12 protein-coding genes are annotated in these 10,996 nt (G+C 68.4%); 6 read left to right on the forward strand and 6 right to left on the reverse strand.

The window, feature by feature from the left end:
- A partial coding sequence (locus TSH20_RS10145) for a GTP-binding protein (protein WP_247874455.1) occupies window positions 1-920 on the reverse strand: 920 nt, incomplete at its 3' end.
- A 637-nt stretch (window positions 921-1,557) separates the two neighbouring features.
- Here TSH20_RS10145 and TSH20_RS10150 point away from each other — a divergent pair.
- The 3 genes from TSH20_RS10150 (at window position 1,558) to TSH20_RS10160 (ending at window position 4,451) form a co-directional block, all read left to right on the forward strand.
- Window positions 1,558-2,040: a cache domain-containing protein gene (locus tag TSH20_RS10150; protein ID WP_109074612.1), complete on the forward strand. Its 483-nt coding sequence runs from the start codon at window positions 1,558-1,560 to the stop codon at window positions 2,038-2,040.
- Between the two features lie 50 nt (window positions 2,041-2,090).
- Complete coding sequence (locus TSH20_RS10155; protein WP_109074613.1) at window positions 2,091-3,803, forward strand: HAMP domain-containing methyl-accepting chemotaxis protein; 1,713 nt, start codon at window positions 2,091-2,093, stop codon at window positions 3,801-3,803.
- 180 nt (window positions 3,804-3,983) lie between these two features.
- Window positions 3,984-4,451 carry a Dps family protein gene (locus TSH20_RS10160; RefSeq protein ID WP_109074614.1) on the forward strand — a complete coding sequence of 156 codons (468 nt, stop codon included), beginning with the start codon at window positions 3,984-3,986 and terminating at the stop codon, window positions 4,449-4,451.
- Between the two features lie 96 nt (window positions 4,452-4,547).
- On the opposite strand, the gene TSH20_RS10165 is transcribed toward TSH20_RS10160, so the two are convergent.
- Window positions 4,548-6,212 (reverse strand): sensor histidine kinase, encoded by a 1,665-nt coding sequence (locus tag TSH20_RS10165; protein ID WP_247871370.1) that lies wholly within the window; start codon window positions 6,210-6,212, stop codon window positions 4,548-4,550.
- A 198-nt stretch (window positions 6,213-6,410) separates the two neighbouring features.
- Between TSH20_RS10165 and TSH20_RS36135 the strand changes: the two genes are divergently transcribed.
- The gene (locus tag TSH20_RS36135) at window positions 6,411-6,542 is read left to right on the forward strand and encodes a hypothetical protein (RefSeq protein WP_282183569.1); all 132 of its coding nucleotides are present in this window, start codon (window positions 6,411-6,413) and stop codon (window positions 6,540-6,542) included.
- 12 nt (window positions 6,543-6,554) lie between these two features.
- On the opposite strand, the gene TSH20_RS10170 is transcribed toward TSH20_RS36135, so the two are convergent.
- Window positions 6,555-6,773 (reverse strand): hypothetical protein, encoded by a 219-nt coding sequence (locus TSH20_RS10170; RefSeq protein ID WP_109074616.1) that lies wholly within the window; start codon window positions 6,771-6,773, stop codon window positions 6,555-6,557.
- Between the two features lie 137 nt (window positions 6,774-6,910).
- Window positions 6,911-7,174: a hypothetical protein gene (locus tag TSH20_RS10175; protein WP_109074617.1), complete on the reverse strand. Its 264-nt coding sequence runs from the start codon at window positions 7,172-7,174 to the stop codon at window positions 6,911-6,913.
- Window positions 7,175-7,633: 459 nt separating this feature from the next.
- On the opposite strand from TSH20_RS10175, the gene TSH20_RS10180 reads away from it, so the two are divergent.
- Window positions 7,634-7,885, forward strand: a complete 252-nt coding sequence (locus TSH20_RS10180) for a hypothetical protein (RefSeq protein ID WP_109074618.1) — start codon at window positions 7,634-7,636, stop codon at window positions 7,883-7,885.
- Window positions 7,886-7,942: 57 nt separating this feature from the next.
- Here TSH20_RS10180 and TSH20_RS10185 read toward each other — a convergent pair whose 3' ends face one another.
- Together TSH20_RS10185 and TSH20_RS10190 are read right to left on the reverse strand one after the other, a co-directional pair.
- A complete protein-coding gene (locus TSH20_RS10185; protein ID WP_109074619.1) occupies window positions 7,943-8,713 on the reverse strand; it encodes a hypothetical protein in 771 nt (256 codons plus the stop codon).
- A 26-nt stretch (window positions 8,714-8,739) separates the two neighbouring features.
- Window positions 8,740-9,882: a Do family serine endopeptidase gene (locus TSH20_RS10190; protein ID WP_109074620.1), complete on the reverse strand. Its 1,143-nt coding sequence runs from the start codon at window positions 9,880-9,882 to the stop codon at window positions 8,740-8,742.
- A 235-nt stretch (window positions 9,883-10,117) separates the two neighbouring features.
- On the opposite strand from TSH20_RS10190, the gene TSH20_RS10195 reads away from it, so the two are divergent.
- Window positions 10,118-10,996: hypothetical protein (locus tag TSH20_RS10195; RefSeq protein ID WP_109074621.1), on the forward strand; the 879-nt coding region annotated here is incomplete at its 3' end.

Here is a 10,996-nt window from a genome sequence, read left to right on the forward strand (position 1 = left end):
GCATGGGAGCCCATCATCGTCTTCCCCCCCTGCGCCGCCACCGCCGTATTGGCGGGAATGTCGATGCGGGCCGCGGTGGTGTCGACCTCCGGTCCCTCGTGCCGCAGGGCCTTCAGCAGGCGGCGGATGCCGTTGTCGTTCTCCGCCGATCCGAAGAAGACGGGGACGATCAGGTCGTCGGCCAGTTCGTGCGCCAGCGTTTCGTACAGCTCGGCACTGTCGGGGGCCATGTCCTCCAGCAGCTTTTCCAGCAGGCCGTCGTCGAAATCGGCGGCCGATTCCAGCATCGCCTGCCGCGCCTCCGCCTCCCAGTCGCGGGCGCTGTCGGGCAGGGCCACCAGATCGGACGGCTTGTGCGGGTTGAAACGCCAGGCGCGTTCACTGACCAGATCGACCAGCCCGGTGATCTGGCCGTTCTCGCGCAGCGGCACCTCGCGCAACACCAGCTTGCGGGCCGAGACCTCCTGATAGGCGGCGACGACGTCGCGCACGCGCAGGTCGCCCAGCGAGTCGATCTTGTTGATGAACAGCAGATGCGGGATGCGGTGGTCGTCCAGCATCTTGAACAGCGGGGCCAGCAGCACCGCCTTCTCCGGCGCGGCCTCCGCCACCACGACGGCGATGTCGGCGGCCATCAGCGCCGCCTGCGCCTCCCCCGTCAGCTCCACCGAGCCGGGGCAGTCCAGGATCGACCAGCGTTCTCCCAGGTAGTCGAAGGAGGCGACGTTCAACTCGGTGCTCATCGACCGGGCCTTCGCCTCCGGCGAATTGTCGCCCACGGCGTTGCCGTCGCGCACGCTGCCCTTGCGGGTGACGGCCCCGGCGGCGAACAGCAGGCTTTCCAGCAGCGTCGTCTTGCCGGCGAGATAGGGGCCGACCAGCGCCGCGCAGCGCGCCGTCCGGATTTGCGTATGCGGCATTCACACCTCCCGTCGAAGCTTCGGGCTGTCGTGACCGGGGACGGAGCCTGGGCCGGAGATGGGCCGCCGGCGCCGGCCGCCGGGGCGGCCCGTTCGCGTGTGGCTCTTCAGACAAGTCCGTTTGAAAATGGCACTTCCAGAAAACTGGCACTTCCAGAAGACAGGCACGTCCGGATCGGGGGGCGGCGGACGCGTGGCGGAAACGCGCATCGGGTCCGGGGCCGGCGGAGCGCCCGCATCGGACCTCCGATGCTCCACCCGAACGGCGCGGCTGTCGATGGAAAAAAGGGGCGGCAAACCGTCACGCGCGAAGCGGCCGCCCGGCCAATGCGTCGATTGGCCGCATCGAACGGCGCCCGGCCTATTTGCCCGCCTCCGACATTACCAGCCCACCGTTTAAGGCGTTCAAACTGAACGGAATACCGCCTGCAGCTGCGTCATGCGATGAATCGTTCGTAATATTGTCATGTTGCAACGCAATATGAGCGCGTCGAAATGTGGCGGACAAATGCATGAAACCTTCTGCTAGTAGCCTCCGGTGATAATGGCCGCGCGATCAAGGCGATGACGGCCGGATAACAATCGATGGGGCGCCCGGCGTCCGCCGTCCGCCCCCCACTCCCTGGGGAAAGAGCACATGCGCCTGTGGTTTCGTTTGCTGGCGGTCGCCCTGATTGCCGTCGGGACTGTCGTTACGGTCCCTCTGTCCACCCCCGCCGTCGCCCAGGATGCCAAGCCGACGCAGGAGGACGCCAAGTCCATCACCCTGAAGGCGGCGGAACTGATCGCCGCCCAGGGCCTGGACGAGGCCGCCAAGGCCTTCAACGCCGAAGGCCCGTTCAAGCACGGCGAGATCTACGTCAACGTCATCGACTTTGCCGGCGTCTGGAAGGTCTATCCGCCGCGCCCGGCCGGCGTCGGCCAGAGCGTCATCAACGTCAAGGACCCGGACGGCCGCTTCATCGTCCAGGACGTGCTGGCTGTCGCCAAGGAGAAGGACGAGGGCTGGGTCGAGTATCGCTGGCTGAACCCGGCCAGCAACAAGATCGAACCGAAGATCACCTACGTGAAGCGCGTGCCCGGCCAGGAACTGGTCGCCTATGTCGGCATCTACAAGTGAATGCTGCCGCATAGGGCGGTGATCGACCGGTAGAGCTGTTGGGGGTGAGCATGAACGGCGGTGTCTTTGCGCGTCTGTCGGGCCTGTCGGTGGCGGGCCGGGTCTTTGCGGCTCCCCTGATGGGGATCGTCCTGACGGTGGCGGCGCTGGTGCTGGCCGACCGCCAGTCGGAGCAGGCGCTGGGTGCCGTGGACGGCATCCACCGCGAGGCGGCGGAGCGGCTGGGCCGGGTCGACCGGCTGGTCGCCATCGCCTATGTCATCCACAGCGACGTGTCGCGGCATCTGGCATTGTCCGGCTCCGGCATCGAAGAGGCGAAGCTGCAGGCCATGCGCGACGCCATCGCCGCCAACCTGGGCAAGGCGCGCACCGGCATCGCGGAACTGCGCGCCTTGCCGCTGGCCGAGGCGGAGCGGGCGATGCTGGACGAGGTGTCGGCGCGGATCGGCGCCTATGCCAAGGCGGTCGACGAGATGAACCAGATGGCGGCCATCGACCGCCTGATCGGCATCCCGATGATGGCCCACACCGACGACCAGTTCGCTGCCCTGACCGCCAAGGTGATGGAGACGCAGGAGTCCATCGGCCGCTCCACCGCCGCCGCCACCCAGGCCACCCGCGATGCCGCGGCCGCCGCCCGCCGCGATTTCGCGCTGGTGATGGCCGGGCTGCTGGCGGCGATGATGGCGGCCGGGCTTCTGCTGGCGCGGTCCATCACCCGGCCGCTGCAGCGACTGTCCAGCAACACGGCCGATCTGGCCGCCGGAAAGCTCGACACCGCGGTCGAGGGCGGCTGGATGCGCAACGAGATCGGCGCCATGGCCCGCGCGCTGGAGGTGTTCCAGACCAACGCGCGCGAGGTGGAGCGGCTGACCGCCGACCAGCAGCGCCAGAAGGCGGAGGCCGAGGCGGAAAAACACCGCGCCATCCGGGAGTTGGCCGATCTGTTCGAGGCCCGCGTGGCGGAGGTCGTGCAGCAGGTGGGGGCCGGCGCCCATCAGGTGCGCAGCAACGCCGCCGGCATGCTGGAACGCGCCAACAGCGCCAACCGGCAGGCCGCCACCGTCGCCGCCGCCAGCGCCCAGGCGGGGAGCAGCGTCCAGACGGCTGCCGCCGCGACGGAGGAGATGTCGGCCTCCATCGCCGAGATCGGCGGTCAGGTCCGCCGCTCCTTCGACATGGTGCGCGGCGCCGTGCGGGCGGTGGAGGAGACCAACGCCCATGTCGTCGGCCTGTCCGACGCCGCCAACCGCATCGGCGAGATCGTCGGCCTCATCAACTCCATCGCCGCCCAGACCAACCTGCTGGCGCTGAACGCGACCATCGAGGCGGCGCGGGCGGGCGAGGCGGGCAAGGGCTTCGCCGTGGTGGCGAGCGAGGTGAAGAGCCTCGCCACCCAGACCGCCAAGGCGACCGAGGAGATTGGCACCCAGATCACCTCCATGCAGCAGGTGACCGGGGCCGCCGTCGCCGCCATCAAGGGGGTGGGCGAGACGGTGGTCGGCATCGACGAGATCGTCGGCTCCATCGCCGGCGCCATGGAACAGCAGGCCGCCGCGACGGAGGAGATCACCCGCAACGTGCAGGAGGCCGCCGCCGGCACCGCCGAGGTCTCGCAGACCATCGCGACGGTGTCGACCAGCGCCGGGGAGACCGGCACCGCCGCCGGCGAGGTCCTGCGCGCCGCCGAACTGCTGGACGGTCAGGCATCGACGCTGAACCGCGAGGTGACGCACTTCATCGGCCGGCTGCGTGCGGGTTGAGGGGGAACTGGCCGGAGTCGCATCACCCATCCTCGACGATGGGGCGCGAAGTTTGGTCGCATCAGACTTGAAACGATCCGCCTGCGCCCAAGCTGTTGTCCCGGGACCGCGGGGCGGCGGCCGCCGACGGCTGCGCCAATGCCGGGGTATAATGCAGGACCCAACAAGAAGGATCGAAGAATGAAGATCGACATCGGGATCTCGGACGCAGACCGCAAATCCATCGCCGAAGGGCTGAACAAGGTTCTGGCCGACACCTTCGCGCTCTACATCAAGACCCATTCGTTCCACTGGAACGTCACCGGGCCGATGTTCAACACGCTCCACACCATGTTCATGACCCAGTACACGGAGCTGTGGACCGCGCTGGACGAGATCGCGGAGCGCATCCGCGCGCTGGGCTATCCGGCGCCGGGCAGCTTCTCGCAGTTCGCGCAGCTGGCCTCGATCAAGGAAGAGGCGGGCGTTCCCAAGGCGAACGACATGATCCGCCAGCTGGTCGAAGGCCACGAGGCCGCCGCCCGCACCATCCGCAGCGTCTTCCCGCTGGCCGAACAGGGCAGCGACGAGCCGACCGCCGACCTGCTGACCCAGCGCCTGCAAATCCACGACAAGACCGCCTGGATGCTGCGCAGCATGCTGGAGTAGTTGCGGGCACCGTCGCACGGTGGTTCACGACTGAGGTTCAGGGCCTCCCCGTCCGGCAGGATGGGGAGGCCCTTTCCATTTCAGGCGGGTATTTCCTCAGGCCGCCGTCTTGGCCCGCTGGCGGGCCGGCTGCTCGGGAATGGTCAGGGTGAAGATGGTGCCGCCGTCACGCTCGATCTTCAGCGTGGCGCCGGCCTGGTGGGACAGCGCCTGCACCAGATTCAGGCCGAGGCCGCTGCTGGAACCGCCGCGGCCGGGACGCTTGTGCTGGCTCGGCATGCCGGCGGGCAGCCCGACGCCGTCGTCGCGCACGATCAGCCGCATGCCGGCCTCGTCACGCTCCAGCATCACACGGACGGTGCCGGGATGCCCGTGCGGAAAAGCGTGCAGCAGCGCGTTCGACACCAGCTCGCTGGTGGCGATGGCCAGCGGCGTGGCGCGGTCGGCGTCGACGATCCAGTCCTGCGCCTCCAACTCCAGCCGGGCGGCGGTCGGATTGTCGGAGCGGACCAGCCCGTCGCACATCTGGCGCAGCGCGTCGGCGAAGTTGATGTGCGCCGGCTCGTCGGAGCGGTGGAGCAGCTCGTGCAGCAGGCTCATGGTCTGGATGCGGCGCAGGCTCTCGTCGAAGCCGCGGCGGGCCTGCTCGTCGATACGGGCCGCCTGCAGGCGCAGCAGGCTGCAGATGACCTGCAGGTTGTTCTTCACCCGATGCTGAACCTCCTTCAGCAGGACCTCCTTGTCGGTCACCGCCGCCTCCAGCTGGGCGTTGGCGCGCTCCAGCTGGGCGGTGCGCTGGTGGACATGCTCCTCCAGCGTGTCGTAGGCGTGCTGCAGGGCGTCCTCGGCTTCGCGCTCGCGCCGGGCGCGCTGGATGGCGAGGGCGCCGATCACCGCGACCGTGGCGCAAGCCGCAGCGGCGAAGGCCGCGTAGATCCACAGCCGCTCGCTCCAGCGGCGCAGAACACTGCCGGTGGCGATGGTCACCGTGGCCGACAGGCCGGTGTCGCCCACCGGGCGGGTGACGACGATGTCGTCGGCATGGCTGGCGGTGTCGTCTCCCGCATTGCCGCCTATGATGCCGCCGCCCTCCGGCTCGCGCAGCAGCGGAGTGCCATCCGGCTGCAGGATGGCGATGCTGTGACCATAGCCGACGTCGAGCGAGCGGTAGACGTCGCGGAAGGCCCGCGCGTCCAGTCCGGCCACCGCCCAGCCCCGCGGTGCGCCGCCTGCCGCACCCGGCAGGGGGCGCGCCAGGGTGATGACCGACCGTCCGCCCGACCCCCCGCCCATCTGCCCGCCCATCCGCCCGATACCGATGGCCATGCCGTCCGGCTTCAATGCCGGCCGGGCGCCGCCCGGCGCCGCCTCGGGCAGGCTCGACAGCCGCAGCGCACCCGACGGGTCGCGGATCTCCAGCCCGACCACATGGGGGGCGCTGGCCGCCAGCAGGGCCATGCGGTCGCGCGTCGCCGCATCGTCGGGCAGCGGCATCCCGGCCGGACCGGCCAGCGTCGCCGTCTGGGTCAGCAGCAGGTCCCCCGACTCGATCAGCCGGGCGGCATGCTCCGCCGCCAGCAGTCCGATGTTGCCGGCGACGCCGGTCGCCTGCCGGACCGCCTCGTCGCGGTCACGCCAGGCGAAGACCGCCGACAGCCCGATGGTCAGCAGAACCGCGGCGGTGCAGGCAATCAGGACCAGCGCCGAACCGGGCAGCCGGTAGAGCGGGGAGGAATGGGAACGCAGCGCGCGCAACGGCATCGTTTCGGAAACCATGTGGGGATACGGCCACTTCTTGCTTAGCCGGAAACGGTAACACCGCCCGGCGGGTGACGGTTCCGCCGAACGCTACCCGTGTTGAAGCGGCAGCGGCCACCACCTATTGTGGGGTGCCGACAAAGTCATCCCGCATTGGTAGGGCTGGGGCGGAGCTTGAAGCGGCAAGGAGGGGTAGGTTTTATGCGGATCGACGGGACGGCCTATCACACCATCCGGCCGGACGGAGGAGGCATCGCCGCCCTCTACGCCTTCGACGTCACGCCGGCCCGATGGGTGACCGGACGGCCGGAGCCAATTCCGAAGCGGGGTTGAAGGGAAGAACGGTCAGGGACGGCGGTCGGCCAACAGCCGCCGCCACAACGGCCGGCCCAGCAAGCGCGGCCTGTCTTCCGCATTCTTGGCGTCAAGCCACTGGTCGGCCAATTCACGGACCTGCCAGTCACCGAGATAACGCTCGCAATCGATGGCGGTGTAGAGTCGAACCCGCTCTTTTCCCAGCCTTTCGAAATAGGCAAGCGTTCTTTGGCGGTCGATGTCTTCCATAGGCCCCAATGAAGCGGAGATTGCGGAACGTCCAGTTCTGACGGCCGACGATCCATCGGATATTGGAAGAAGCCTGTCACCTGCGCAACTGTCCGTTCGTCGCTTTCCCATCCCCCGGAAGGAGAATGGACTGTCTCCTATCGATGGTCGGCATTGAGTCGGCCGGTGTGGATGATGTCGCCGGACAGCGGGATGCCGGCTTCCGCCGCCGCGCGTTCCAACGAAGCGCGATCGGGCCAAGAGAGCCGCCCGCCGACTTCCGCCAAGGCGCCCTGCCGCCGGATCACCCACAAACCGGTGAACGCCATTTCAATGATGCGCCCCATTTGTGCATCGGGCGGCGTTGCGGATGGCAGGCGAGCTGGCCCGCCCCTATTCAAGTCCCTGTCGCTGATCGTCATCTCTGGTCTTCCCTGTGCCGGCCTTTTGCTGCGGAGTGTCCATGCACCCACGCCTACAGCCGATCTCTGTTTCCCAAATGCTCATGTTTCGGAGTCGAAAGGACGTACTAGACAATCCACAATGATTTTTCATCGTGAAATTTGCGTCTCTTTGTAATGGCTCGCACACAGTTGATGCAGTCTTGCTAAACAATTCAATAACCATAGCAAAACAAAGGGAATTGGCGCCCGCATACTTTGGCGGCCGCGGACACCTGAACTTCGTCGCCATCTTCCGCGACTTTAGAACGCCAAAGGAAGGGGAATGCTCCGGCCGGATAGTGCGGATACCTCGAAATGGTCACAGCACCGGACGGCGGCGCGCACCAAACATAAGCTTGACCGTCCAGCCTTGCCCGACGACGCGGCATCGGCGGCGGTTCCTCATGTTGCCGTGCCTATGCTTGAAGGAAGAGACCGATGAAGACCACCACGCGGACATTCACCACCGGGGCGACGGCGCTGCTGATCGGCGCGACCCTGCTCGGCGGCTGTTCGAACCTGAATCATCGCGAGAACCGCGCGCTGACCGGCGGCGCCATCGGTGCGGCGGGCGGTGCGGCCATCGGCGCCGTCACCGGCGGCAGCGCGATCTATGGCGGCCTGCTGGGCGGTGCCGCCGGCGCTGCGGTCGGCGCATTGACGGCGGATGAGGGCAAGCACCGCCGTTAAAAAGGGGCCGTTAGGGAAAAAGGGGGGCAGGACCGTCGATCCGGCCCCCTTCCCTTCCTATTCCTCCTCGTCGTCCTCGAACTGGTCGAGGCTCAGCGAACGGACTTCGGTGCTGGGGTTCGGCGCCGGTGGAGCGGGCGGCGGCATGTTGGCCGGCCGTGCCGCAGCCGGTCGGGCGACGGCGCGGCCGGGCGGCATATGGGCATTGGGCCCCTTCAACGGACTGTTCAGCGTGCCGCGCGGGCCGATGCTGGGTTCGTCGCCGAAATCGGGCAGCGGCGGAATACGATCCATCACGCGGCGGATCAGGGCGGCGATGCGGTCGGCCTCGGTGCGTAGCGCCTGTCCCCGCTCCCCCTCATAGAGCGGATCGTCGAGGAACTTGCGGATCTCCAGCACGCCGCGCAGTTCCACCCCGCACATCTCGTGGGTGCCGATGGGCAGCGCCTTCACCCGCGCGAAGCTGGCGAAGAAGCCGGCGCTGCCCTCCACGAACTGGACCACCATGCGGGCGTGCAGACGCTCCAGCGCGGTGGTCATGGGATCGATCAGATCCTCCATCTCCTCCGGTGCCGCGTCCAGCCGCTCCTGCGTCAGGGCGGCCAGCGCGAAGAAGTCGCGCACCCGCCGGCTGAAGCGGCGATAGCGGGCAAGCCCACCGACCGACACCCGCTCGCGCGCCGTCTGCGCCAGTTCCGCCGACTGCTTCAGCATGGCGTCGAGCCGCATCAGCAGCGTCGCGATCTCGCGCTGCCTCTGGGCCGCGCTGCGGCCGGGCGTGGGCGCCGGCGGGGCTGCCGGGCGGCGGGGTGGGTTGGAACGCATCATGCCGGTACGGGGTGGCTCCTTAATGGTCAGCGGGCGGTGCGGACGGTGACGGACTTTTGCCCGCCCTCGCGCATCACCGTCAACTGCACCGGCGTGCCGACGCGCAGAAGACCGATGCGGTTGCGGAAATCGGTGGCGCTGCGCACCGGCCGGCCGTCGACCGCGATCACCACGTCGCCGCTGCGCAAGCCCCCGCTGTCGGCCGGCGAGCCGCGTTCGATCTTGGCGATCAGCGCGCCTTCGTCGCCCTTCAGGCTCATGCTTTCCGCAAGGTCGGGCGTCAGGTCCTGGATGGCCACGCCCAACCGGCCGCGCCGCACCTCGCCATACTCGCGCAGCTGTTCCATCACCGACCGCACGATGCTGACCGGCACGGCGAAGCCGATGCCGACCGAGCCGCCGGCCGGGCCGATGATGGCGGTGTTGATGCCGATCAGCTCGCCCTGAAAATTGACCAGCGCGCCGCCGGAATTGCCGGGATTGATCGAGGCGTCGGTCTGGATGAAATCCTCGTACCCCTCGATCTTCAGCCCGCTGCGGCCGAGTGCGGAAACGATGCCGGAGGTCACCGTCTGCCCCAGCCCGAACGGGTTGCCGATGGCGACGACGAAGTCGCCGACCTGTGAGCGGTCCGAGTCGCCGAGCGGCAGCGCAGTCAGCCCCTCCGCCTTGATCTGCAGCAGGGCGATGTCGGTGGCGGCGTCGCGGCCGATCAGCTTGGCGCGCAGGCGGCGGCGGTCCTTCAGGGTGACGGCGATCTCCTGCGCGTTCTCCACCACATGGTTGTTGGTGACGACATAGCCGTTGCGGGCGTCGACGATCACGCCCGACCCGGCGCTGACCTGCGGACGGGACTGCGGCATTTGGTCCGGCAGGTTGAAGAAGCGGCGGAAGAAGGGGTCGCGCAGCAGCGGGTTTTCCGCCTGGGGTGCCTGGCTCAGCACCGAGATGTTCACGACGGCCGGCGTCACCTGCTCCAGCATCGGGGCGATGGTGCCACCGCCGACCGCGCCCAGAGGCAGTGCCGCCGCCGCGGGCGAGGCGCCGAGGCCGAAGGCGGAACCGAGCCGGCCCAGCACCGAGTCGGCCGGGGCGACCAGCGCGCCGCCGGTCACCGCCGCCAGTCCGACCGCCGCAGCAAACACCACCGGACGCACCGCCCTCTTCATGGCCTTAATCCTTTCTTGCTGGGAATTTCTTGTCGAGATCGTCGCTGGATCGGGCTGATTTGGGGCAAAAAGGAAGGCGGTTCAAGGTTATCCACCCTCTGTCCGCCCCGTTGCGGCGATGATAGCGCGGCGACGGCGGAAACTCCCGGTAAAGAAATTGGGTGGTATAGGACAGGGTCGGCGCAGCCCCCGGACATGCCGGGGAGGCGCGGCTGTCGAAAACGGGTTGAGCGCTATGAGCGGCGGGTCACTGCTCGAACTGACCGAGCAAGAGTATCTGCAGATGGAAGAGGCCCTGTCGCAGACGGCGCGGGGGCGGGCCTTCCTGCGCATGCGCGACCGGCGCAGCCGTGTCGTCGCCTCCGACGAGTTCCACCGGCTGGTCGACAGGCTGGAAGGTCAGGTCGACCGGCTGAGCGGCACCTCGTCCAGCGCCTTCACGTCCTTCGTCCCCGGCGAGGACCCGCGCATCCAGCAGGAGCTGACCGCCATCACCCAGGTGGTGCGCGAGGCGCGCAGTGACATCGCGGCCCTGAAGGCGACCGACACCGGGTCCAACCGCATCGAGGCGGCGACCGGCGAGTTGGACGAGATCGTCGCCGCCACCGAACGCGCCACCACCGACATCCTGAACGCGACGGAGAAGATCCAGGAAATCACCATGTCGATCCCGCGCGACGACGCCGATCTGGCCGAACGGATCGACGCGATCGAGGCGTGGTGCATCGAGATCATGACCGCCTGCTCCTTCCAGGACATCACCGGCCAGCGCACCACCAAGGTCGTCAACACGCTGCGCTACATAGAAGAGCGCGTGAACACGATGATCGAAATCTGGGGCGTCGAGCGGCTGGCCGTCGCCCCCGAGCAGCACCATGGCGAGGTGGCCTCGCACCGCAAGCTGGGCGACACCCGCCCCGACGCCCATCTGCTGAACGGTCCGCAGCTGGGCGGGCCGGAGGTCAGCCAGGACGCCATCGACGCGCTGTTCGACAGCGTGCCGGAGGTGGCGGAACGGGCGGAACCGCTGCCCGCCGACGTGGCGCCCTCCCCTCCTCCTCCGCCTCCCCCTCCGCCACCCCCCGTCGCGAAGCCGGCCCCGCCGCCCCCTCCG

The organism is Azospirillum sp. TSH20 (assembly GCF_003115935.1).
Taxonomy (GTDB): Bacteria; Pseudomonadota; Alphaproteobacteria; order Azospirillales; family Azospirillaceae; genus Azospirillum.

Bases quoted from the DNA above. Each gene is read 5' to 3' on its own strand.
- TSH20_RS36135 (WP_282183569.1), top strand. From the start codon at position 6,411: ATGCGGATCGACGGGACGGCCTATCACACCATCCGGCCGGACGGAGGA.
- TSH20_RS10175 (WP_109074617.1), bottom strand. From the start codon at position 7,174: ATGACGATCAGCGACAGGGACTTGAATAGGGGCGGGCCAGCTCGCCTG.
- TSH20_RS10170 (WP_109074616.1), bottom strand. From the start codon at position 6,773: ATGGAAGACATCGACCGCCAAAGAACGCTTGCCTATTTCGAAAGGCTG.
- TSH20_RS10180 (WP_109074618.1), top strand. From the start codon at position 7,634: ATGAAGACCACCACGCGGACATTCACCACCGGGGCGACGGCGCTGCTG.
- TSH20_RS10165 (WP_247871370.1), bottom strand. From the start codon at position 6,212: ATGCCGTTGCGCGCGCTGCGTTCCCATTCCTCCCCGCTCTACCGGCTG.
- TSH20_RS10150 (WP_109074612.1), top strand. From the start codon at position 1,558: ATGCGCCTGTGGTTTCGTTTGCTGGCGGTCGCCCTGATTGCCGTCGGG.
- TSH20_RS10190 (WP_109074620.1), bottom strand. From the start codon at position 9,882: ATGAAGAGGGCGGTGCGTCCGGTGGTGTTTGCTGCGGCGGTCGGACTG.
- TSH20_RS10160 (WP_109074614.1), top strand. From the start codon at position 3,984: ATGAAGATCGACATCGGGATCTCGGACGCAGACCGCAAATCCATCGCC.
- TSH20_RS10155 (WP_109074613.1), top strand. From the start codon at position 2,091: ATGAACGGCGGTGTCTTTGCGCGTCTGTCGGGCCTGTCGGTGGCGGGC.
- TSH20_RS10185 (WP_109074619.1), bottom strand. From the start codon at position 8,713: ATGATGCGTTCCAACCCACCCCGCCGCCCGGCAGCCCCGCCGGCGCCC.